A 23,061-nucleotide genomic window follows, 5' to 3' on the forward strand; every position below is an offset into this window, starting at 1 on the left:
TATTACTTTATCATCTTCCCAGCACGCTTTTTCCATAAGAAAGGCGCATTGCTCTTTTGCAATGCGCCTTTTTGTTACGAAGATAAAGCCTGTGACTGATTCATGTCTGAAACATTAACCCCTTCATCCGTGCTTTGATGCACCTGACGTTTTTTGATCACATCAATATATTGAATATGATGGCCTTCCATTTTCGTAACGGTAAAGTCATACTGATCAAAGCTAAGGCTTTCTCCTTGCTTGACGTCATATTTTTCCGTCAAGACCCAGCCTCCAATTGTATCAACATCCGTATCATCAATTGTTGTGCCAAGCAACTCGTTAAGCTCACTTACTAATAATTTTCCATCTACAATATAATGATCGGGTTTGACTTTCTGAATTAATGGAAGTTCATCCGCATCAAATTCATCACGAATTTCACCGACAATTTCCTCTAAAATATCCTCTACTGTTACAATCCCTGCTGTTCCTCCGTATTCATCAATTAAAATAGCCATATGGATGCGTTCACGCTGCATCTTAAGCAATAAATCATGAATAGGAATCGATTCAATTACTTCAATAACAGGACGGATATACTGTTTTAAATTTATTTTTTCCTTGCTGTTGTTCATGACAATCTCGGTTAAAATCTCTTTCATATTGACCATTCCAATAATATGGTCTTTATCTCCATCGATGACCGGATAGCGGGTAAACCGCTCTTCTTGGACCATCTCAAGGATGTATTCGACCGTATCTTCCTGGTCAATCGAAACGACTTCCGTACGCGGCACCATAATCTCCTTGGCAACGCGATCATCAAAGTCAAAAATCTTACTTACATATTTAAACTCCGATTGATTGATTTCACCGCTTTTATAGCTTTCTGATAACAAGATGCGAAGCTCTTCTTCACTGTGTGCAAGCTCATTTTCTGAAGCAGGCTTTAGACCAAATAACCCTGTTATTAAACGAGAAGAACTGTTTAATAGCCAAATGAAAGGATAGGTTACTTTATAAAAGAGTATAAGCGGACGAACAAATAATAAAGTGACTTTCTCTGCTTTTTGAATTGCAAATGTTTTCGGAGCAAGCTCTCCGACCACAACGTTTATAAATGTAACAACCGCAAAAGAAATCGCAACAGATAGTACTTTTGTTAAAGCTCCGCTTATCCCTAGTTGATCAAGTAATGGGGACAGGAGATGCGAAAGTGTAGGCTCTCCTAACCAACCAATTCCCAGCGCAGTAATCGTAATACCAAGCTGACACGCAGATAAGTATTCATCTAAGTTTGAAATAACTTGCTTCGCAGCTTTTGCATTGCTGCTCCCTTCTGCTATAAGCTGATCCACTTTGGAACTCCTCACGCGAATAATCGCAAACTCGGTAGCAACGAAAAAAGCAGTTAATGCAATCAGTACCGCTAGTAAAATCAAGTTAAATATGTCCAATCAAGTTCCTTAGCTCGTTTAAAAACGAGTAAGGACTCACCTCCTAAAAAATAAAAAATTTGGATAAAGAACTCTATCCCTGTACTGATCACTTGGAAAAGTGCATATAAGGAGGAATCAAATGATAAATGTATAAACATTTTTATATGGAGCAAAACTGCCAGTCTTTCTTCCTTATCTCACGTTTCACTCGTTAATGTAGCAGGTCATTCTTTATTCAGCTGTTCTAGATGTGAAGCAATGGCTCACATCGCTTCATTTCATGATGTTGCTTCAGCGCTGATTCTCTCTTCCATTCATTTATAAAAAATTTAGTAGTTTACAATCTTTATAAAGTTAAAGTCTGTTAACGTCTTAAAAGAGCGATTATGTGATAAAGAGCGATATGCGTGAAGCAAATGTAGGTTTATATAATACTGTATTGTACGCTTTGACACTGGTGCATATAATGCTACTTCGCCAACGTGGTACACTGCCCCATCCAATCACCTCTATTTCCGTATATCTAAAAAGAATAAGGAATAATTATCCTATTTCTTTTTAAACTTATTGACTTTATTTTAAATGTTAAAAACTTTGCAGTCAAACGTTTTAGTTAGTCTCCTGCCCTTGCTATTTACTGGTACGGCGATTTTTAGCAGGTAAATAAAAGCTTGCTGCTACACAAAAAAACCCAAGGACAAAACAGATAATGGGGAGTTTCATACCTATTGCTTCAGCATAATAAGTGAGACTCCTTCCGTGAATAGGGACAAGATTCATTTCAAAAATCAAAATCAAAACAGCTGTCACTTTGAGTGCAATACCAACAATGAAGAGACAAACTCTCAAGCCTCCACTCATATGCGCAAACATCCCTTCTATCCATTAGCGAATGGATGATGTACTACACCATATGATACATCCCTACACTTTATCACTAAATGCTAAAAAAGCGCTATGTCCATGCATAGACGCTTATAAATTTGCGACCACTTGTCCAATGGAATCATAGATAACCAAATCAAACAAATAATCGTAATGCGTAGGTTCTTTATTAATCATCACCATGTTTGTACGATTGTACCGGCTCACAAGCAGCGGAATCTGATTAATCGGTGCTACTTCAAGCGATGAACCAAGCACGATGAATAAATCAGATGACAGCGCTGCTGTAACTGCTTCATCGAACTGATGAATGGCATCTCCAAAAAGAACAACATTTGGCTTTAAAAGGCGCTCACACGCTGTACATTGTGGGAGAGCTGACTGATTTAAATACGCTAAGTCATACTCTTCTTTACAGCTCGGACAATGAGCTCTCTTAATGGACCCATGAATTTCAAAAACGTTCGTGCTTCCTGCATCTTGGTGCAAGCCATCAATATTTTGCGTAATTACATGCACGGTTTTGGCTTCTTCTAGTTCAGCAATAAAGCGATGGCCCGTATTTGCTTTATACTGATGCAGCATTTTAATATGAAAAATTTCTTTAAACAGCGGCCAAAATTCATGAGGATATTGCTCATAGAAGTCAGCAGCTACTATGTCCACAAAGCTTTTATTTTGGCGATATAAGCCATTTTGAGAGCGAAAGTCCGGTATGCCCGACTCTGTGCTCATTCCTGCTCCTGTAAAAAAACAAATGTGTTTAGCATCATCAATGAGCTGTTTTAATTCTTTGTACTGTTTTACCATTGCATTTCTCTCCTATTTAACAATTAGCACAGGAATCGTTACTTGCTGTGCAATCTTAGAACTCACGCTTCCAAGCAGCATGCCTTTTACAGGATTTAACCCTCTGCTTCCTATTACTACAAGGTCAAATGAATTTTGATTAGCAAATTGAATCACTGTTTTAGCCGCGTCTCCGTGCATAAACGTAATCTCATACTCCACGTTTCCTTGCTTTAAAATTTCATCTGTTGTATGTATCCGGCTTTCCCGTTCCTCATCGCGGCTAAGTGATTTTAATCTTGAATCACCCTCTACTGCATAAATGACCTGAATAAAACTGTTTTCCGTCAGCTGAGCCAGCTGAACGGCTTTTTCTGTTGCTTTAGCTGCATGCTCTGAGCCATCTGAGGCAAGTAAAATTCGTTTAAACATCACGCTTCCTCTCCTCTTTTGTAAAATGGTCTTCTCTCTTTACTATATCACTCGCTGTTCAAATGTAATCATTTTTTTGATTATTTCTATAATTTTTAAAATTATTTGTCTACTTTTATGATAAACTGAAAGAAAACTTGTACAGAGGGGATGGAACGATGTTTGGTTTTGAATTAATTTGCACCTTTTGCAAAGGACTCGGAAAGCTAGCCGTTATTCCTGGTATCAGTTACATGAAAACATGCAAACACTGCGAAGGAACAGGGATGCAATCAAAAAAAGACGAAACTCCTTCCATATAAGAAGTTTCGCCTCAGCCATACTGTGATTAGATTGAAAGCTCTTTAGATAAACGGTACATATCAGCATTGATATGGTGAGGTTCACCTAAAATTTCCATAATATCATAATCTACAATTTCATTTTTACGGATACCGATTGCACGGCCGCCTTTACCTTCTAGCAGAAGCTCGACTGCACGACCGCCGAAACGGCTTCCTAGCACACGATCTTGAGCAGTTGGGGAACCACCGCGCTGAATGTGTCCTAATACTGTTACACGCGTTTCAATACCTGCAGCTTCATGCAGCTGCTTCGCTACTTCATTACCATTGGCTACGCCTTCAGCTACTACGATAATGCTGTGCTTTTTACCGCGCTCTTGTCCTTTTCTCAAACGGTCAACCATTTCTTGGAACTCATCTTTTGCTTCTGGAATAAGGATTGTTTCCGCACCGCCAGCAAGACCTGACCAAAGAGCAATGTCTCCTGCATTACGACCCATAACTTCAATAATAAACGTACGTTCATGAGAAGTCGCCGTATCACGGATTTTATCAATAGCATCGATAACCGTATGAAGAGCCGTATCAAACCCTAATGTAAAATCTGTTCCTGGAATGTCGTTATCAATTGTTCCTGGGATACCGATACAAGGGAAACCAAGCTCTGTTAGTTTTACAGCTCCCATATATGATCCGTCTCCACCAATAACTACTAAGCCTTCAATACCGTGCTTCTTAAGGTTTTCAATACCTTTTAAACGCCCTTCTTCTGTTTTGAATTCTGGACATCTTGCAGAATAAAGCATAGTTCCGCCGCGTTGAATGATGTCACCGACATCTCCAACTTCTAGCTTTTTAATATTTCCTTCTATTAATCCTTGATACCCTTGATAGATACCGTAAACTTCCATACCTTCATGAATTGCTTTACGCACAACAGCACGAACCGCAGGATTCATACCTGGAGAATCTCCGCCGCTTGTTAATACACCTATTCTTTTCATTACTTTCACCTCATCAAAGTCACATACATGACTACTATATTATAGTTCTACATTTTACCCGAGTTCGAACTTTTTGTGTAGTAATTCACAACATATTTCTTTGTTAAATTTTAAATGTACATACTTTTTCATATCTTTTAGTTATTTACCGTCAAATATTCAAAGTTTTTCTAGCAATATTGCACATCTAAAGAACCCTTTTAGTTACAGCTTTTATAAGACTATATTCACCTTTATATTTCATTTTTTTCATATATGTAATGAAATTGTAACGTAGAACACTGTCGAAAGATGATATGATGAATTTACTCAAATCAGGAAAAATTTTCAGGGGGTACTAGTTTTATGAAAAAAGTAATAGCAGCTCTTACGCTTGCTGGCGTTATTGTTTCTACTAGCCCGATTGTCAGCCAAGCGGCTCTAGGCGACCAAACGCTTCGCCAAGGCATGAATCACCAAGATGTTAAACAACTACAACAAACGTTGAAAAATAAAGGTTATTTTAAAGGGAATACGACTACATACTTTGGGACTGTTACAACTTCTGCTGTAAAATCATTTCAGCGCAAAAATGGACTAGCAGCAGATGGTATTGTCGGAAAAGGAACGTATGCTAAACTAGGCGTTTCAGCAAAGGGCAAATCGCCTTCTAGCTCAGCGCGCTATAACCCTAACGCAGTGATTAACAAAGGAAAACAGTATATGGGCGTTCGATATCGCTGGGGCGGAACAACGCCAAGCGGCTTTGACTGCAGCGGTTTTATTGGCTATGCGTTCAAACATGGCGGCGGGGTTCAGCTTCCTCGAACAGTAGCTCAAATTTATCAAAAAGGAACGCGCGTCTCAAGTCCAAAAGCTGGAGATATTGTGTTCTTCCAAACCTATACAAAAGGGCCTTCTCATGCAGGAATTTATTTAGGAAATAACCAGTTTCTTCACTGCTCTTCATCTAAAGGTGTGAGCATCTCTTCTCTAAAAGAGAGCTATTGGAGCAAACGCTATTTAGGTGCTAAAAGAATGTAGTTTCTATAAAAAGGGCAAGCTGTGCGATTTTGATGCGGCTTGCTCTTTTTCTGCATGTAAAAGATTTGGTATAGTAGAAGCAGCACATTACATTGCAAAACCAAGCGTGTAGATGAATACTGTAAAGGAAGTTGAATAAATGCACACCCTTTTAATTGACATGGATTCTGTCATTTGTGATCTTATGACGGATTGGCATAACCAATATAACAAAGATTATTGCGACAGCTTATCGGTTGAAAAGTTAAAATGCTGGGAATCAGAAAAGTATGTAAAGCCGGAATGCGGCACGAAAATTTATGACTACCTCGATCAGCCGGGGCTTTTTTTACATTTACAACCTCTCCCTCATGCTGTTGAGGTTCTTAAACGACTTTATGAAAGGTTTTCCATTTTAATTGTTACAAGCAGCCGTACCTATGCTTATACAGAAAAAGAGCAGTGGGTTGAGAAACACCTTCCATTTATCGGAAAATACAATATCGTGTTTACACACCAAAAAGATAAAATATACGGAGACTTGCTATTTGATGATGCACCGCATAATTTGAAGGCTTTTCAAGCTACAGGTCGCCATGCTGTTGCCATGAGCTACCCTTATAACGAAGAAGTAAATGTCCCTCGCGTGGACGATTGGCTTCAGTTTGAACAGTACGTAAATACTTATTTTAACGAATGTTAAGCTAAAAAACACGTGGACTTTGTCATCAGAGAATGAATGCAGTGCGTTTGTTAGCACAGCTATAAGCATAAAAAAACCGCCTTTTGGGCGGTTTTTGACGGATAGCCCCTAAGGGTTATCCGCTTTTTATTTAAAAAAGATATCGTTTTTTAGTACTTATCAGCTGATGAGAAAAAGTCCATAATGGCATGGATAATTTCAACGGACTGAAAAGAAAACAATGATATGGCTGTTAATGAAAAGAAACCAATCATGGCCATACGTACAAGTAACATAGACTAATCGCCTCCCTGTTTTGAACTAAATGAACGCACCCAAAACAATTCGCTATCTGTCTTTGTTTGTACGACGTTTTCGCCAAGCAAAGGCAGCTCATTCACTGCGTGTAACAATGACAATGAATCTTCATCTTTCTCTTAAAGACTAAGCGTATAGTTAGTATATCAAATGAAACTTTTTCTTCAAGGCTATACTAGCGGTAAAAAAGGAAATAGTATGAAACGATGCGTCTTATCTTTATTTCATACAATTCAGTACCCTAATATTTATTATATTAAACCTTTTAGGAAAATTGCTACTATTATATCTTTTTTTATAAAAAAAGATATAAAGACATAACTAAATCAATCCAACCTAAAGACGAACAAGTGAGATAAATGATCTCGACCGCTTGTTGCATCGCTGTTGATTTCCGTGTAAGACTTCGTTTTCCGTCAGCGTCCGATGAGCCTCCTCGTCTACATATACGAAACCTACGTCCACCCTACCAATGAAAAAATCCGAACGCGTTAAATTCTCAAGCAAGAATCAAACTCATTCGGATCTTCTTTCAATTAAAATAATTTTGTCTCTTCACTTTATTTATCGACACGTACTGTAATACTCATTGACAATGTCTAAAATGGTTGGGTATTCTTCCACCCATGTAAAATTTGTTTTTTCATTTTCTTTTTTTACTGCTTCTTGTTCTGCACTTATCTTTTCCATTGTTCAATCTCTCCCTTTAACTGTTATATAACATTTATATTAAATTAACTTTGTTTTATAACAATTTTCAGAAAAAAGTTGGACAATGACGTATGAAAAAAAGTTATTGTGCCGATAAAATTTTTACATAATACGTACGAGTCCTCGGTCCATCAAACTCACAAAAATAAATTCCTTGCCACGTTCCTAACAGCAGCTGCCCATCGTGAACGATTATATGCTGAGAGGAGCCGACCGTGCTCGCTTTGAGATGCGCCGCCGTATTTCCTTCCATATGAAGATCTAACTTATGTTCCCAAGGATATACTTCATCGAAGCGTCGGATCATATCGGTTTTTACATCCGGATCCGCATTTTCATTAATTGTTATACCAGCGGTTGTATGAGGACAGTAAACAACTACAGCCCCTTCTTTTAATCCTTCTGTTCTTATTAATGCTTGTACCTGACTCGTCACGTCAATCATTTCGTCACGCTTATTCGTTTTTAACGTAAATGAATGTAGCATACCATCACCTCTTTTCTTTACCATAACATATCTTTTCTATTCTTCCACATTTTTCGCATAACTCGTTTTTACATCGTAAACACTAAGCTCATTAACACAACAGGCGGTGAGTTTATTTATGCTCGATTCAAAATTTCAGCCCAATGCAGACTACACCGTTCAAACGTTTCTAGATTTGGTGGGTCAAAATACAGACGTTGGTTCCAAAAAATTATGGCTGTCTCCCACAAAATATATATGTATTATTTATCTCCAAGGATTAGTAGACGGAGAAAAACTTGATAATCTTACTCAGCATGTTGTTGAGACAAAAGCAAAAAGTGAAACGCAAACACTCGATGACATCGATTCGTTTATTTCTGTCATTAAAGACAAAGAAGTTTATACATACAAGCAAGCGATCTCGTGTTTTTTTAAAGGTCAGCCCTTGCTGTTCATTAGCGAAAGCACCACGGCATACTCGCTGAATATGTCTATGACCAAACAGCGCTCTTTAAGTGAACCTACAACAGAAAAAGTAGTGCGCGGCCCTAAAATTGCTCTTATCGAAAACTTAGATGAAAACCTTGGTCTTTTAAGGCAGCGTTCTACCGAAGAAGAAATGGTTATTGAAGACATTTATATTGGAAATACAAAGGAACATCGAACAAGTATCGTTTTTCATAATAAACACTGTCAAACTCACATCGTGAATCAAGTCCGAGAGAAATTATTAGACATTCCTTTAGATAACATTCAAGACTCAGGAATGATTGAAGAATTTTTAGAAGAAGCACCTTACTCACCGTTCCCTCAAGTACAAAATACAGAAAGACCGGATCGTGTTCTCGCTGCAGTGAATGAAGGGCGAGTAGCCATTTTAGTAGATGGCTCTCCTTTTGCTCTTTTAGTGCCTACAACTTTCGATATGATTATGAAATCACCCGACGATTATTACGAAAGATGGATAGCTGGTTCGTTGCTAAGATTACTAAGGTACTTGTCTATTTTTATTACCCTATTCTTTTCAGCTATTTATATTTCACTCGTTTCGTTTAACCAAGGTCTGCTTCCGACGGAGCTTGCTATTACTATTGCGGCCACACGAGAAAACGTTCCTTTTTCTCCTTTTATCGAAGCAGTGGTTATGGAAGTGACGCTTGAATTATTGCGCGAAGCCGGTCTGCGTCTCCCTACTCCTGTGGGACAAACAGTTGGACTTGTAGGCGGGGTTGTGATTGGTCAAGCAGCGGTGGAAGCCCATATCGTTAGCTCCGTTATGATTATTGTTGTATCTGTATCGGCAATTGCGTCCTTTACCGTTCCTCAGTACGGAATTGGTCTTTCGTTTCGAATTTTGCGTTTCGTATCTATGATGATTGCAGCAATATTTGGATTATACGGAGTTACCATGTTTTTTCTTGTTCTCGTCATTCATCTAACCAAGCTCGAAAGTTTTGGTATGGCTTACTTCAAACCGTTTTTTGCGTTAAATAAAAAAGCGTGGAAAGATTCTTATATTCGTCTGCCAAACAAAAGTCTAAAACAGTCTAAAAGTAAAGCCAAATAAAACTGACAAAAGGAGGACCATATGGAACAATCACAGTCACAATCAAGCAAGCTTCTTTCAGACTTTTATGCCATTTCAATTATCTCTTCAACCATGCTGGGCGTCGGTTTATTAACACTGCCAAGCAGCATTACAAACCAGACAAATAATGCAGACGGATGGATTGTACTTATTATGGACGGCCTTTTGTTTATTGGAATTGTTCTTTTTTTAGTCTGGATGGTTAAATATTTTACGATTAGCTGTATGTTTGACTTCACGCAAGAAGTAACCGGCAAGTTGATTGGAAATATCTTTAACTTCGCTATAGTCGTTTATTTCACATCTGTAGCAAGTTTTGAAGTAAGAGCTATGGCAGAAATGATCCATTTCTATTTACTGGAAACGATGCCCATTGAGTTAATTATCCTTTCGTTTATTTTGACAGGCGTCTATTTAATCACTGGGGGTATTAATTCTATTGGAAAAGTAATGGCCCTATGTTTTCCTGTAACGGTCATCATTCTTCTTATCTTATATCTTCTTAGTATCGGAATGGTCGATTTAAAAAACTTACAGCCCGTGTTAGCCGATGGATTCAATCCGCTTCTTGCTGCTTTTACAACCGTCTCTGTTTCCTTTTTAGGGATTGAAACGATTGTATTTCTTCCAAAGCATATGAAAAACAAAAATCATTTACGAAAAGTTTCTATCATCGGATTTTCCATTCCTTTACTTTTATATATTATCACTTACGTATTAGTTGTCGGCGCGTTATCCGTTCCGGAGGTAAAAACGACCGTCTGGCCTACGATTGAATTTGTTCAGACGCATGAAGTAAAAGGAATTTTCTTTGAGAGGCTTGAATTATTTTTACTTATTGTCTGGCTTCTCCAGTTTTTTTTAACCTTTGTAATGTATTTCTTTTTAGCTGTTTCAGGATTTAAAAAGATTTTCAAAAACCGATCAACTACTAATATTATCTTTCTTGTACCCGTTTTATTTATGAGCTCTTTAGCTCCCAAAACAGCAAGCGACGTGTCGAATTATTCAACTGTTCTAGGCTGGGCATTTTTAGTGACATTTTTGGTTATCCCTCTTTTTTTCAGCATGTTAATGAAAATAAAAAAGGTTGTGTTCAAATGACGAAAAAATGTCTTCCTGTCATGATGACCATTTTTTTATTGTGCGGCTGTACAAATCATCGAAACATTGAACAACTTGCTCTTGTTATAGGCGTGGCAATGGATATCACATCGAAAATAGAACCAAAAACAGGAAAAAATCAGCTTGTGCTGACTCATCAAACGTTAACCGAGACAGAGTCCGGAAATATGTCTTCTTCCATTCCATACAAAAACATTACAACAGCTGGTCCTACCATTCATGAAATCACGCGAAATATTTCGCTGAAATCTGATCCTATATACAGCCAGCATCAGCGAGCACTTTTAATAGGAGAAAAAGCAAGCAAGACCATCCCTCTTGATGCGCTTATCAATCAGTTTGTACGTGATAATGAAATACGCCGCAGCAGCCTTGCGTTTGTTACAAAAGGCGATGCTAAAAACGTTTTAACGATTCAAGGAATGTCTGTACCGCCTGTAAACTTAATTTACGAGCTTGTTTATAATAAATTCAAAACGAACAAAATTCTAAATCCCCTAACCATGGGAGAGCTATCGGCTAAGTTAAAAACAGATCAAAGCTTTTTAATACAGCGGCTTTCTAAAATAAAAAATAGCGTTGAAATAGACGGCGCGGCAATCATAAAAGATAAAAAAGCAAAATTCACCTTAACTCAGCACCAAGTGGAGGCATTAACGTGGTTAACGGGGAATATTAAAGGCGGAATTATTTACGGCAAACACGGTCCATACCCCTTTTCCTATGAAATTGGAGATGTTCAGCAAGATGTGAAGGCCCGCATTGATTCAAATCACTCCGTTCATTTTGACATCAACGTTCAAACAAGCGGCAGGCTATCAGAAGATTGGGAGACTTCAAAACAGGCTCTTGCCGCCTCTAATGTAAAGAACACCGAAAAAAAAATAGAAAAAATCATTCGAAAAGATGCAGAAAAAACACTTCGCTTATTACAAAATAATTACAAAGCTGATGTGATTGACCTGCATGATTACGTACGAATTCATCATCCTCATTTTTGGAAAAAACATCAGCATGAATGGGATGAAATATTTAGCCAGTCGACCATCGACTATCATGTTCATGTTCAAATTAAAGATTTTGGGACACAGGGCAGGGATTAGCTCTTATTACTCAACGCCAGCTTCAGTCAGCTCTTTTTTCTTTAGTTCCATAATCGTGAACTTATCGGTATAGTTTTTGCTGACGAACAGCTGGCGTTCATTGTCGTTATTAAAATAAAATTTTTTATCATCTTGATATTGAAAATTTACTTTTTTCTTTTTCATTTGTTTAATAAACGTTAAGTAGTCATCTGAATGAATGAGATACCTTTTAGGCTTATCCGATATTTGCACAACATCTTCACCCGAAGATTTTAATTTTACAATACTCCATGCAATAGGAAGAGGATTACCTTCTTGAAAGATCGTTTTGTGAAAAATGAGCACAAAGAAAGCAGCTGTAATAATTGAAATAAGAACAAGCTGTTTTTTCACCGTATATCATCCTTTCTTCACGTCGTTACTACGTTAAGTAATACGACAGGCGTATGAAAAAACCTGTTCATCCGCAAAGGTTGTGTAAAGAAATAATGCAAAATCAACAAAATATAACAGTTTGGTTACCTTTTGATTAAATAACATTACTTCTTTACAAATTTAGCTAATCACGTGATAGACTAAACTCAACATATTAAGTCAGGACTAAACTAAATGAGGTGTTGCGTATGACTACAATGCGGCTTCAATCATACTTAACAACAATGTTTCCAAATGTTCAAATGAAAAGACCTCTTTTTTATAACGCGCCCGCAGGTATCCGCTTTACGCTTACCAATCAAAAAGGCGTATGGGAACGAGAATACATGAAAAATGTGTACGCACGCGCTTACGAAATTTTTGAGACACTCCATGAAAAAAATGATGAGCTGTTACTTGTTTTCAAAGCGAATGCTGCACAGGATGATTTACTTTTAAAAAAGAAAAAAGAAACAGCTATTAAAAAATTCATTCGCTCTCGCCTGAAGAAACAAGAAGTTCAATCCGTAGCATTATTAAATAACGCTGAGTATATTATTGCCTGTAAAACAAATGATGTGAAAGAAAAGCTTCTTTTGCAATCAATTGCCAACCGCGATCTTCATATTCATCCGGCTATTGAAGAAGAGTGTTACATTGTGAATTTGAATAAAGAAACCATCTTCCACCTATACGACGAGCGCGGACTGGACATTGTATCGAACAATCAGTCTTCTCTTCAACTTCTTCAGCAAAAGTTTCACGACTGGATTCTAGATATTGATGCAGCTTGCTCTAAAAAAGTACAATAAAAAAAGCAATCATTCAGTAAAGGAATGATTGCTTTTTTTATTAGGCTTGATGGACAGGAGACGCTTTTTTTAAAAACAGCCAGTTGATAAGAAAGAATAAGAAGCTTACGATAACCATTGTTCCGAATGTAAGTAACAACGACCCGTTCGAAAAGCTTTTTATAAAATGAATAACCGGTTCTTTTGTCACTGGAATCGTAAACAGTAAAATTAAAACAGCACCGGTGATCATCCCTCCTGTTTGCCCGAATTTGTAAACGATGCTGCCGAGCAAACACGATGCTGCTGTAACAAAAAAAATAAATACAGCGTCCGTTAAAAAGTGAACAGTGACAGTAGGGTCATGAAAGATAAAATCGCTCGCATAATAAAGCTGAACATTCATTAAATTCAAACTATTAATCACCTTTATGGAAATGCTCATGATGACAACATTGATAAGGGACATTACAATTGCAAATAAAGCAAAAACACAGGTCATCGTTAAAAGATATGCTTTACGAGTAGCTCCTAACTTTAAGCAAAAGGAAAAACTTTTTCGAATGATAATAAAACTTACAATACCTGAAAAGATGTACTGCGGCATACTTGTTACTAATAGAAGATGCTCATTCACCTGACTGAACACTAAAATATCTACTACAACAAAAGCTAACAGAATCGTCCAAAAGCGAATCATTAAATACTTTAGTTCAACGTAGAGTGAATAACTAATGGCGGCAAACTGTCCTTTCATTACGCTACACCTCCACGATTTGCTGTAAGATAAATCATAATATCCTGTATATGAACAGCTTCTATATGAAATGAACTGTCGACAAGCTCCTCAGCATAAATATCTTCATTAAAGAGGACTATTTTTTTCTCTCCTCCGAATACTTGTTCATGGATTACTTGCTTTCCTTTTTCATATTCTTCAATTTGACTTTTAGGTCCTTTCACACTTACACAGCGCTGCTGCAAATTTTCTGCCGTATCCTGAAGAATCAGCTTTCCTTTTTGCATAATGAGTACTTCTTCAAATAAATTACTTACCTCATCAATTAAATGCGTTGAGATAATGAACGTGCGTGGATATTCTTCATATTCATCCAATAGAAGCTCATAAAAACGCGCTCGCATCGCAGCATCAAGTCCAATATAAGGTTCATCAAAGATTGTGATGCTCGTTCGGGAAGATAGCCCAACAATAATTCCTAATGCTGATTCCATACCTTTAGATAATGCTTTCACTTTCATATTACAATCTAAATCGAACTCTTCCATAAGCCTCTCAGCAGCTTCTTCGCTCCAGTAAGGATAAAAAAGTGACGCAATTTTTAACACGTCTTTGATTTTTAATGTTTTTTTGAAATTTCCGCTTTCGTTAATTAAGCAGATGTTTTGCAAGACAGAGCGGTTTTCAAATGGAGATTGATTGCCCACTTTTACCTCTCCTGTCGTAACTGGAATATGCCCGGCTACAATTTGCATCAGAGTCGTTTTGCCCGCTCCATTTCTACCTAGTAACCCGTATATTTTATTTTTTGCTAGCGTAAGTGAAATGTCTTTTAACACTTGTTTAGATCCATAGCATTTATTTAACAGCTGCGCTTCTATATTCATTTTATTTCCCCCTTGTCTAACAGCTCTTTTAACTCGTTTACCGTAATCCCCAAATGCTGTGCTTCTTTTTTCAGGGGAACAATAAAACGGTTATAAAATTCTTCTTTTCTTTGTGTAAGCAATACTTCTTTGGCGCCCGCACATACAAACATCCCTATCCCTCTCTTTTTATACAATATTCCGTGGTCAACTAGCTGATTAATTCCTTTAGCTGCTGTTGCAGGGTTAATGCGATACATTTTGGCAAATTCATTCGTAGACGGTACTCTTTCTTCTTCTGGAAAAGCATCATTCAAAATATTCTCTTCGATGGTTTCTTTAATTTGTTGAAAAATTGGTCGCTGATGATCTAATGATTGTTTCATTTTTACTACCTCACTTAAGTGGTTCATTACTCATGTAACTAACTATATAACTAACTGGTTATTTTTTCAAGTGTTATTTCCAAAAAAAGAAAAAAAGTCCGTCAGTTAGTTACTGACGGACTTTTTTATTTGACTGTTTAACCACTTGACCGTTCTTTTTACCAGCTCATCCTGCTGCTCTTTAGGGGAAATACTGGCTTTGTTATCGCCTTTTTGTTTCCCGTACATTCCAAACTGTGCGTGATTAGCTCCTTTTACTTGGACCAGCTCCGTATTTTTTGAAAGTAAATGCTTGGTTTCTTTAATTTTTTCAGGCGTCGACAAACCATCTTTCTCACCGGTTAAAGACAAAATAGGATAAGTGGAAGTTGAAAAATTATTTTTATTCATCGGATACGATGCTAAAAGAACTAAGCCTTTTATTGAGTTTTGATGATCATACGCATAAGAGGCTGCACTCACTCCTCCAAGGGAATGCCCTCCGATAAACCATGCGGAAATCTTCGGATAGCTTTTCACAATATCCGTCGCTTTATTTTGACTAAAAAAACTCATATTAAACGGAGAATCTACAACAGCAACAAGATATCCTTCATTTGCAATTTGCTGAGCATAATAGCCATATGCTAACGGCTCTACTTTAGCACCTTGATAAATAATATAGCCGGCTTTTATCTCTTTGTTCGTTTGAGGCTTAAATACGTAATAATCGTCTTTCTTCACTACTTTTTTCTCATCTACTAGTGAGTGAAGCTCCTTTGAAGGTTCATAATCAAAACCTGACCATATGACAAAAAAAGCCACGGTTACTGCAACAAGAACCGCAAGACCGACTCCTACTATTTTTAACGTTTTTTTCATGTCACTCCCTCTTTCTGTTTTTTACTATGTACTCTTTTTATATCTTTTAGACATTTTACATGTTTGTTTTAAAGATATACAAGAAAAAAGAGAAGTTCGATATGCCCAAAGCAGGACGCAGCAGAAGCGACATAAACCATTCCATATACTCGAAACAAAGAGAGAAATTTAAAAAGGCTGCTACATGTAATAACGGGACAGCCTCATTAGCAGACAACTTTCACTAATGAATATCTCGTTTCTTAAACCTCCCTCCTCTAACTTCAGCAATAGCTGCTACAGCAAAAAAAGCAGATGGATCTATCTCATCGATAATCGCTTTTAGCTTTGCTTCTTCAAGCCTGGTAATCACACAAAAAATGACTTTTTTATCATCTCCCGTATACGCCCCTTCCCCATTTAAATACGTGACGCCTCTCCCTAAACGAGCAAGAATTGCTTCACCAATTTGTTCATATTGTTCGCTGATAATCCAAGCTGACTTAGACTCATCTAAACCTTGAATCACAATATCAATCGTTTTAAAAGCAATGAAGTAAGCCATTAAAGAATACATAGCGCGATCCCAGCCAAATACAAAACCGGCACTTCCCAAAATAAATAAATTAAAAAACATAATCGTCTCACCTACGGAGAAAGGCGTACGCTTATTAAATAAAATAGCTAATATCTCGGTGCCATCTAGCGAACCTCCGTACCGAATAACAATTCCTACTCCCACACCGAGAACAATTCCGCCAAACACAGTGGCTAAAAGAGGGTCACCTGTTAAGACCGGTAAGTCGTGAAAAATAGAGGTAGCAATGGATAGAATGATAACACCTAAAAGCGTAGATAGCGCAAATGTTTTTCCAATTTGCTTATAGCCAATGAAAAAGAATGGAAGATTTAATACGAAGATATAAAAGCCGATTTGAACATCCGTTAAGTGGGATAAAATAATAGATATACCTACAATTCCACCGTCAATAACCTCATTAGGGACAAGAAAAAATTCTAGCCCGACGGCCATTAAAAGGGCTCCCACTAAAATAAACAGCATGCGCTTTACAATCATTTTAGCTGATAGCGAACGATGAACAACCTTTTTTATTTCATGATTCGTTTGCAGCACATAACTTCCCCTCCTTTTATGATAGAGACATCAGCTACTAACCAAATCCTTATTTTAATATTATCACAAAATTCAAACTATTTACCTGCTCTTTTACAAAAATTTCATCTAATGAAATAAATTATGCATATATTGGATAAAATTGTAGATGATAACAAGTGAATAAATGCCCGAGTACGTTCAAAAGTGAATGCATGCCCACCACTTTTCATACGGGACTAACAGGACAAACTTAGATTAAAAGGAGAGTAAAACGTTATGAACCGTGTAAAGATTATTGCTGCTTCTTTACTCGCAGTTTTATTGCTAGCTTTTTCAGATAATTTCACTTCTGCAGCTGTGCAGGAGGCAATGATACGAGTTGTCCATGCGTCACCTGATGCACCTGAAGTAGATATATATGTGGACAATCAAAGCATCGTAGTCGGCGCATCGTTTAAAGATGTGACAGATTACCTTAAGGTACCTGCAGGTTCTCATAAAGTAGAGGTATATGCCATAGGTACAAAAGGAAAAGAAAAACCTGTCATTTCCACTAATGTAACCGTCGAAGCAAACAAAGCCTATACCCTTGCTGCTATTAACCAAGTTGCACACTTGGAATTAAAAGTAGCTCAAGATGATATGAACGTAGCTAAAGGAAAGAGTAAAATCCGAATTGCTCACTTTTCTCCAGACGCTCCTGCTGTTGATGTAGGTATTAATCACGGCCCTACTTTGTTTAAAGACACTGCTTTTAAACAAATGACAAACTATTCTGAAGTAGATGCCGGAACCTATGATTTGACCATTACAACTAGTCAAGACAATAAAAAAGTACTGGACATCCCAAACCTTAATTTAGAAGCCAACACGGTTTACACAGTGCTCGCTATTAACAAAGCCGACAGTCTTGAAACGCTTTTATTAAAAGATAATACGGCTATGCCTTCCGAAATGCCAAAAACAGGTATGGGCGGTGCTTCACAGGATAATTATAATTCAATTGTGCCAGTTCTTACTTTATTAGGAATTGGAGCGGTCGCTATATTTGTTGTTCGTCGTCACAGAGGATACGAAAGCGAATGAAATGGATAGGAGGGGTTTTCACCTTTTCTTTTATACTATTCATGAGCAGCTGGTTTGCCCAATCAGCAATTGCAAACAGCTCGACGGATTTTGTTGTGAAGATGGCTGAAACAAAATCAGCTCAATCCTTGAAATCTTCAGGAAATGCTTCTACGCCTCTTCCATCTCAGCTTATTATTCCGAAACTTCATATCAAGGCTTTTATAAAAGGAATGGGCCTTACTAACCAAGGTGAAATGAGCGTTCCTGATAATGGTTATGATGTAGCTTGGTTTAAGCTCGGAGCAAGACCCGGAGAGGAAGGAAATGCGGTCATTGCAGGACATGTTGATGATCAAAAAGGACCCGCTATCTTCTATCATCTCGACAAGCTCACAAAAGGAGATGAAATTTTTGTAACCGATCAGCAAGGGGATCAGCTGACCTTTGTTGTTACCAATAAAGCTTCTTACCCTCGAGATTCTGCTCCTATCAGAGAGATTTTCGGTCCAACTTTTCAACACCAGCTTAATTTAATCACCTGTACGGGAACATTTGATCATAAACAGAAAACTCATGAGCGCAGGCTCGTTATTTATACAAGCCTCCGCCCGGAAAAAACAGCCGATGTTTCTCACTAAACATCGGCGTTTATTACTTTTAATTACATACTCGTTCGTTTTATTTAAATATTTACACAGCCTTAATATGAACACAACATCTCGCTAGTAAACTAATGCACGACCCCTCAATAAAAAGGAGTTTTGATATGAGACGAAAATGGTGGTTTGTAAGCTCACTCACTCTTTGTTTATGCGGTATTTTTATGTTTATACATACGCAGGCAGCTTCTACTCAAGCAGAAAAAGTAGCCATTATTGCTCATCGAGGCGCATCAGGTTATGAGCCAGAGCATACGATGCAATCTTATCTCGCAGCCGTTCAGCAAAAAGCGGATTACATTGAACTTGATCTTCATATGTCTAAAGATCAGCAGCTTGTAGCAATTCATGACTACAAAGTTGACCGAACGACAAATGGAACAGGATATGTAAAACAGTATACAGTGAAGCAGCTTCAGCGTTTGAACGCAGGAAAAGGTAATAAAAAAGCCGTCATTCCAACTTTAGAAGAAATATTCCTTACGTTTGGCAATCGAACAAACTATTATATTGAAACAAAATCTCCTCATGAATATCCAGGTATGGAAAAGGAATTGCTGACGCTGATGGCTAAGTACAACATTCATACCAATCACGTCATTGTACAATCATTTAGTCCTGAAAGCTTAAAAACCGTCCATCGATACCGACCTACTATGAAACTAATTCAACTGATTCGTTCTAAGCAAACCAATATGTTAACAGATCAGCAGTTCAGACAAATCAAAACGTACGCGAACGGCATCGGTCCGAACGCAAACACGCTGACAAAACCATATGTACAAAAAGCTCGCTCATATGATTTAGACGTTCATCCTTATACCGTAAATGATGAAAAGCAAATGAGAATGCTTATCGAGTGGGGCGTAACCGGCATGTTTACTAATTACCCGGATCGCCTTTATAACGTGCTTCATAATAAATAAACACTTGCCGCGGCAAGTGTTTATTCTTTATACATCTCTTCTATTCGCTCTCCACAAGTACAGGCTAATTAATGCTATGGCATAAAGCAAAGCCCAGCCAAACACCAAAAATTTATTTAATCCTTCGTTAATAAATTGAATGATTGCAGATACGGGCGGCAAAACATACAGCAGCAGTCCCCCTCCTTGATACGGAAATGAAACGCCTGCCGCTGCAAGCGTAACGATTAAAATAAATAGAGGCCCAAACCACGATAAGCTGCCTTCTCTTACAACATCTCTTGTGAAAATAAGGCCTATGCTCATACCAAGCAAACTAAACGTCCAGTGAATAATAAACCCAAACACCATTTGCTTAGTGGATATGTCCACTTCAAACATATCAAGGAGCACAGGATAAGCAATGGAAACCGCTGATAAAAATGTAAACAGCAGCATACAGCTAATAAGCTTGCTCATAAAGTACTTGTTCTTTTTCCCTACGTGAAGTTTTGTAATAACTTCTTGACTGGAATCTTCCGCGTGAAACAGCGACATCGTAAACCAAGTGGTTAGAAAAAAGAGGAAAAGTGCCGTATTAAAAAAGCTATCAAGCACCGGGTTCGGTCTATATGTATAGTTCATACACAACGAAATAATATAAAGTGCAAGCGGCGGAATATATCGATACGATTTAATGTATGTAATAAAATGATAGCGAATCAATGCACCCATCTTAAATTTCTTCCCTTTCCATATGATATAGCTTTACAACTTCAGCTTGAACAGCAAGCAATTCTGCAAGAAACTCGTTTACATATTTTTTATCTATATAAAAAATCCAGTAGTTTCCATGCTGTTCAATTTTCGTGCACTTTTCTTTTAATAAGCGAAGCGGCTTATTGAGAATGACATTTGCCTCAATAACCGTTAAATGCTCAATGAGTTGAACGCGCTCATTTTTTAAAATGCGCTGTGAGCCAATGGTGATAACACGATCAGCTACAGCATGAATGAGCCTTTCTTCATGACACGTAAATACAATGGTCATCCCTCGTTCTTTGAGCTTTGTAAAAATTCGTTCTACTTCTAGCTGAGCACGAGCATCTAATCCTGATAGAGGTTCATCAAGCAATAGCAGCTTAGACGAACTCAGCAGCGCTTGCATCATGTTGACTTTTTGCTTCATTCCTTTTGAAAAAGAAATGATTTCTTCATGTCTAAACTCTACCATTTCGAAAGTTTCGAGCAGCTCTTCAATTCTAGAGCTGCGCTTTTTCTTAGACAATCCTTGAATTCGTCCCATGTGCTGCAAATAACCTGCTAGCGTAAAACGCAGCTCCTGAGGAAATTGTTCCACCACAAATCCAGGCGTACCGGTTTCTTTATGAAGGTGAACTGTCCCTTTAGTCGGTTTAGATAATCCGCCAATTAGCTTTAAAAACGTACTTTTTCCCGCACCGTTTTTTCCAACAATCGCCACAGTCTCTCCTTTATAAAGGGTCGTGTGAATGTTTTCTAATACGGTATGTTTTTTGTATACTTTTGCAACATTTTTTAATTCAATCAGTTTTTCCATCTGCTGCCTCGCCTCTCCATAATCCTATATGTTAAATCATAGCATATTTATGGGGAATGTGCTTCCATCTCTATACGTTTCAGCTAAATTTTTCCCGCACAAAAAAGCCTTTGATATGATCAAAGGCTTTTCATACACAATACCATATGCTCTTCATCAATAAATTCACCATCTACTTGAAGAGCTCTTTTTTCATACGCATAAGAAGTAAAACCGAGGCTTTTGTATAGGGCTTTTGCTCCTTCATTTTTAGCAGCAACGGCTAGGTAGATTTGCAAAACATTTGTTTTTGAAAAAGCTTGTTCAACAGCTGTTTTTAACAGCTTCTTTCCAAGACCTTTCCCCCTTGCTTCAGGGGCTACGTACATCCCCCAAATATCTCCCTTATGCTGAACTTTTAAAGGCTTTTGCTGCTGAAACCCTACGATCCCCACAAGCTGTTTTTCCATAAAAGCTCCTACTACAAATTCTGATTGGCTGCTCGGAAAATAATTTCGGATGTCAGCAATTTCTTTTTCATATTCTTCTTCATAACTTAAAATAAAACTTTCGGGATGATCTTTTAAAGCACGAAGCCGGAGTTCAAAGTACATGTCAGCGTCTTCTTTTACCAACAATCGTATATTCATTTTTTCACCTTAGTTTCTTATGTTTTAATTAGCTATTAAGGGTTGTACACGCTAAATACTTCATTCCACCGATACAGCTCATAATAATTTCCCGGCAAGTCTAAGCCTGAAATAAGCACCTTATCATTTTTCGTATCTTTTAGGCGTGTTAAAAGATTTGCTTGTTTTCGATTTGTACGAATCCACATCGTTTGATTCGCTGCTTTATGATAAACAGGCACATAATCTCCTAAGCCTTTTTGTGGAAATGTGAACTGACTTTGCTTATTGGTCTTTACGTCCATGCTATACAAAAAAGGCAGTGGCCTCTTTTTTTCATCATTCGACCACCCTGCTTCGGGCACACGTGAAATGATGATGTTATCTTTTTCTGTCCAAGTAAAATCCCAATCTGCGAAGCCTTTTGGAGTAAACACATGTTCTTTAAAAACCGGCATCTCTTTTAAAGTGAACTTTTTATTTTCAGTAGCAAACCTTCCTTCTCCATTAATAAATGCCAGTACTTGCTCTTCATTACTCCACTTAAACCAATTAGGTACATTAAGCATATCTCCCACTACTTGAAAAGCTTTCCCTTCTTTTGTAATGATGCACAGCTTATTTGCATCTGCAGACATCGAAGCCGTTGGAATAGCGATAAAACTAATCCATTGACCGTTAGGAGACCATTTGAAGCTGCTTGTTGTATACGCAAAAAACGAATCATTTTCTGCCGGGAGCGTCGTAAAAGCCTCCACTTTTTTTACATCTAACCCTGCATATTTGCTCACTGTATATAGCTTTACCGGCCCCCATCCCGTCGGCGCCAGCGCAGCAGCTGACGTAATTAAAAATCGATCTCCTTCTGGAAACCATGAAAACTGATCAACCCCTACGGCTACACGCTTCTTTTCATGCGTTTTAACGTTGTAATATACTAAGATTCCATTCGAAATGTACGCAAGTTCCTCAACAACCGGTGACCATTGATAATGAGTCACATCATGTTCAGCAAGTAGCGGTTTTCCTTTTAACGGTGCAATCATTAAAGAATCATTTTCTGCATAAGCAACCATATCTCCATGTGATGACCATTGAGGCATAGAGGCATGACGGGCATATGATAACTGCCTTTCGGTACCGTTATCATATACCCATAGGTTTCCTTGCCGTATAAAACTGACTTTCACTGTATTGGCAGCATTTATTTGCATAGGGAACAACATAAGAAAAAGCAGACATAACGCTATTTTTTTCACCATGTTCACTCCTGTCTTTTTTTATAGCGTTACAC

Annotated in this window: 28 protein-coding genes; 10 read left to right on the forward strand and 18 right to left on the reverse strand. The window is 37.8% G+C overall.

The window, feature by feature from the left end; all coding sequences use genetic code 11:
* Positions 1 to 74: 74 nt before the first annotated feature.
* The 4 genes from ACFX4G_RS24985 to ACFX4G_RS25000 form a co-directional block, all read right to left on the reverse strand.
* A complete protein-coding gene (locus ACFX4G_RS24985; protein ID WP_230184507.1) occupies positions 75 to 1,439 on the reverse strand; it encodes a hemolysin family protein in 1,365 nt (454 codons plus the stop codon).
* 612 nt (positions 1,440 to 2,051) lie between these two features.
* Complete coding sequence (locus tag ACFX4G_RS24990; RefSeq protein ID WP_377577692.1) at positions 2,052 to 2,282, reverse strand: YuzI family membrane protein; 231 nt, start codon at positions 2,280 to 2,282, stop codon at positions 2,052 to 2,054.
* Positions 2,283 to 2,396: 114 nt separating this feature from the next.
* The gene (locus ACFX4G_RS24995) at positions 2,397 to 3,116 is read right to left on the reverse strand and encodes an NAD-dependent protein deacylase (RefSeq protein ID WP_025750171.1); all 720 of its coding nucleotides are present in this window, start codon (positions 3,114 to 3,116) and stop codon (positions 2,397 to 2,399) included.
* 12 nt (positions 3,117 to 3,128) lie between these two features.
* Entirely contained in the window at positions 3,129 to 3,527 is a 399-nt protein-coding gene (locus ACFX4G_RS25000) for a universal stress protein (RefSeq protein WP_013058676.1), read from the reverse strand.
* 158 nt (positions 3,528 to 3,685) lie between these two features.
* On the opposite strand from ACFX4G_RS25000, the gene ACFX4G_RS25005 reads away from it, so the two are divergent.
* Complete coding sequence (locus ACFX4G_RS25005) at positions 3,686 to 3,829, forward strand: hypothetical protein (protein ID WP_377577695.1); 144 nt, start codon at positions 3,686 to 3,688, stop codon at positions 3,827 to 3,829.
* Positions 3,830 to 3,855: 26 nt separating this feature from the next.
* Here the strand turns inward: ACFX4G_RS25005 and pfkA are convergent, their stop codons facing one another.
* Positions 3,856 to 4,815 (reverse strand): 6-phosphofructokinase, encoded by a 960-nt coding sequence (gene pfkA / locus ACFX4G_RS25010; RefSeq protein ID WP_013058678.1) that lies wholly within the window; start codon positions 4,813 to 4,815, stop codon positions 3,856 to 3,858.
* Between the two features lie 345 nt (positions 4,816 to 5,160).
* Between pfkA and ACFX4G_RS25015 the strand changes: the two genes are divergently transcribed.
* Positions 5,161 to 5,838 carry a C40 family peptidase gene (locus ACFX4G_RS25015; RefSeq protein WP_016765281.1) on the forward strand — a complete coding sequence of 226 codons (678 nt, stop codon included), beginning with the start codon at positions 5,161 to 5,163 and terminating at the stop codon, positions 5,836 to 5,838.
* A gap of 139 nt (positions 5,839 to 5,977) precedes the next feature.
* Positions 5,978 to 6,520 carry a 5' nucleotidase, NT5C type gene (locus ACFX4G_RS25020; RefSeq protein ID WP_028415087.1) on the forward strand — a complete coding sequence of 181 codons (543 nt, stop codon included), beginning with the start codon at positions 5,978 to 5,980 and terminating at the stop codon, positions 6,518 to 6,520.
* Positions 6,521 to 6,669: 149 nt separating this feature from the next.
* Here the strand turns inward: ACFX4G_RS25020 and ACFX4G_RS25025 are convergent, their stop codons facing one another.
* The 3 genes from ACFX4G_RS25025 to ACFX4G_RS25035 all read right to left on the reverse strand — a co-directional run bounded on the left by ACFX4G_RS25025 (position 6,670) and on the right by ACFX4G_RS25035 (position 8,015).
* A complete protein-coding gene (locus ACFX4G_RS25025) occupies positions 6,670 to 6,795 on the reverse strand; it encodes a hypothetical protein (RefSeq protein WP_013058681.1) in 126 nt (41 codons plus the stop codon).
* A gap of 586 nt (positions 6,796 to 7,381) precedes the next feature.
* A complete protein-coding gene (locus ACFX4G_RS25030; RefSeq protein WP_255255768.1) occupies positions 7,382 to 7,507 on the reverse strand; it encodes a hypothetical protein in 126 nt (41 codons plus the stop codon).
* A gap of 103 nt (positions 7,508 to 7,610) precedes the next feature.
* Entirely contained in the window at positions 7,611 to 8,015 is a 405-nt protein-coding gene (locus ACFX4G_RS25035) for a secondary thiamine-phosphate synthase enzyme YjbQ (protein WP_043976663.1), read from the reverse strand.
* A gap of 118 nt (positions 8,016 to 8,133) precedes the next feature.
* Here ACFX4G_RS25035 and ACFX4G_RS25040 point away from each other — a divergent pair, with 118 nt between their 5' ends.
* The 3 genes from ACFX4G_RS25040 to ACFX4G_RS25050 are packed head-to-tail and all read left to right on the forward strand — an operon-like array spanning position 8,134 to position 11,813.
* Positions 8,134 to 9,564, forward strand: a complete 1,431-nt coding sequence (locus ACFX4G_RS25040; RefSeq protein WP_377577698.1) for a spore germination protein — start codon at positions 8,134 to 8,136, stop codon at positions 9,562 to 9,564.
* A gap of 21 nt (positions 9,565 to 9,585) precedes the next feature.
* Complete coding sequence (locus ACFX4G_RS25045; RefSeq protein WP_377577701.1) at positions 9,586 to 10,689, forward strand: GerAB/ArcD/ProY family transporter; 1,104 nt, start codon at positions 9,586 to 9,588, stop codon at positions 10,687 to 10,689.
* On the forward strand, positions 10,686 to 11,813 hold the full coding sequence (locus ACFX4G_RS25050) for a Ger(x)C family spore germination protein (RefSeq protein WP_230184511.1): 1,128 nt from the start codon (positions 10,686 to 10,688) through the stop codon (positions 11,811 to 11,813). Before ACFX4G_RS25045 ends, ACFX4G_RS25050 begins: the two co-directional genes overlap by 4 nt.
* Before the next feature lie 6 nt (positions 11,814 to 11,819).
* Here the strand turns inward: ACFX4G_RS25050 and ACFX4G_RS25055 are convergent, their stop codons facing one another.
* Positions 11,820 to 12,188, reverse strand: a complete 369-nt coding sequence (locus tag ACFX4G_RS25055; protein ID WP_013084654.1) for a hypothetical protein — start codon at positions 12,186 to 12,188, stop codon at positions 11,820 to 11,822.
* A gap of 230 nt (positions 12,189 to 12,418) precedes the next feature.
* Between ACFX4G_RS25055 and ACFX4G_RS25060 the strand changes: the two genes are divergently transcribed.
* A complete protein-coding gene (locus tag ACFX4G_RS25060; protein ID WP_013058688.1) occupies positions 12,419 to 13,021 on the forward strand; it encodes a DUF3885 domain-containing protein in 603 nt (200 codons plus the stop codon).
* A 40-nt stretch (positions 13,022 to 13,061) separates the two neighbouring features.
* Here the strand turns inward: ACFX4G_RS25060 and ACFX4G_RS25065 are convergent, their stop codons facing one another.
* From ACFX4G_RS25065 to ACFX4G_RS25085, 5 genes are all read right to left on the reverse strand, one after another.
* Entirely contained in the window at positions 13,062 to 13,757 is a 696-nt protein-coding gene (locus ACFX4G_RS25065; RefSeq protein ID WP_043976658.1) for a hypothetical protein, read from the reverse strand.
* Complete coding sequence (locus tag ACFX4G_RS25070) at positions 13,757 to 14,626, reverse strand: ABC transporter ATP-binding protein (protein ID WP_097824442.1); 870 nt, start codon at positions 14,624 to 14,626, stop codon at positions 13,757 to 13,759. Before ACFX4G_RS25070 ends, ACFX4G_RS25065 begins: the two co-directional genes overlap by 1 nt.
* Entirely contained in the window at positions 14,623 to 14,991 is a 369-nt protein-coding gene (locus ACFX4G_RS25075) for a GntR family transcriptional regulator (protein WP_013058691.1), read from the reverse strand. The genes ACFX4G_RS25070 and ACFX4G_RS25075 overlap by 4 nt, the downstream gene beginning before the upstream one ends.
* Before the next feature lie 105 nt (positions 14,992 to 15,096).
* Positions 15,097 to 15,852, reverse strand: a complete 756-nt coding sequence (locus ACFX4G_RS25080; RefSeq protein WP_322552377.1) for an alpha/beta family hydrolase — start codon at positions 15,850 to 15,852, stop codon at positions 15,097 to 15,099.
* A 223-nt stretch (positions 15,853 to 16,075) separates the two neighbouring features.
* Positions 16,076 to 16,966 carry a YitT family protein gene (locus ACFX4G_RS25085; protein ID WP_013058693.1) on the reverse strand — a complete coding sequence of 297 codons (891 nt, stop codon included), beginning with the start codon at positions 16,964 to 16,966 and terminating at the stop codon, positions 16,076 to 16,078.
* Between the two features lie 258 nt (positions 16,967 to 17,224).
* On the opposite strand from ACFX4G_RS25085, the gene ACFX4G_RS25090 reads away from it, so the two are divergent.
* The 3 genes from ACFX4G_RS25090 to ACFX4G_RS25100 all read left to right on the forward strand — a co-directional run bounded on the left by ACFX4G_RS25090 (position 17,225) and on the right by ACFX4G_RS25100 (position 19,601).
* Positions 17,225 to 18,034 (forward strand): DUF4397 domain-containing protein, encoded by an 810-nt coding sequence (locus ACFX4G_RS25090; RefSeq protein ID WP_043976651.1) that lies wholly within the window; start codon positions 17,225 to 17,227, stop codon positions 18,032 to 18,034.
* Entirely contained in the window at positions 18,031 to 18,654 is a 624-nt protein-coding gene (locus ACFX4G_RS25095; protein ID WP_097824445.1) for a class F sortase, read from the forward strand. The genes ACFX4G_RS25090 and ACFX4G_RS25095 overlap by 4 nt, the downstream gene beginning before the upstream one ends.
* Before the next feature lie 128 nt (positions 18,655 to 18,782).
* Positions 18,783 to 19,601, forward strand: coding sequence for a glycerophosphodiester phosphodiesterase family protein (locus ACFX4G_RS25100; protein ID WP_097824446.1), 819 nt, complete (start codon positions 18,783 to 18,785; stop codon positions 19,599 to 19,601).
* Between the two features lie 27 nt (positions 19,602 to 19,628).
* On the opposite strand, the gene ACFX4G_RS25105 is transcribed toward ACFX4G_RS25100, so the two are convergent.
* The 4 genes from ACFX4G_RS25105 to ACFX4G_RS25120 form a co-directional block, all read right to left on the reverse strand.
* Complete coding sequence (locus ACFX4G_RS25105) at positions 19,629 to 20,315, reverse strand: ABC transporter permease (RefSeq protein WP_377577707.1); 687 nt, start codon at positions 20,313 to 20,315, stop codon at positions 19,629 to 19,631.
* 1 nt (position 20,316) lies between these two features.
* Positions 20,317 to 21,159: an ATP-binding cassette domain-containing protein gene (locus tag ACFX4G_RS25110; protein ID WP_043976644.1), complete on the reverse strand. Its 843-nt coding sequence runs from the start codon at positions 21,157 to 21,159 to the stop codon at positions 20,317 to 20,319.
* Positions 21,160 to 21,278: 119 nt separating this feature from the next.
* On the reverse strand, positions 21,279 to 21,788 hold the full coding sequence (locus tag ACFX4G_RS25115) for a GNAT family N-acetyltransferase (RefSeq protein WP_377577710.1): 510 nt from the start codon (positions 21,786 to 21,788) through the stop codon (positions 21,279 to 21,281).
* 35 nt (positions 21,789 to 21,823) lie between these two features.
* Complete coding sequence (locus ACFX4G_RS25120; protein ID WP_377577713.1) at positions 21,824 to 23,029, reverse strand: TolB family protein; 1,206 nt, start codon at positions 23,027 to 23,029, stop codon at positions 21,824 to 21,826.
* Positions 23,030 to 23,061: the final 32 nt, after the last annotated feature.

This window comes from Priestia sp. YIM B13486 (assembly GCF_042787865.1).
Taxonomy (GTDB): Bacteria; Bacillota; Bacilli; order Bacillales; family Bacillaceae_H; genus Priestia; species Priestia megaterium.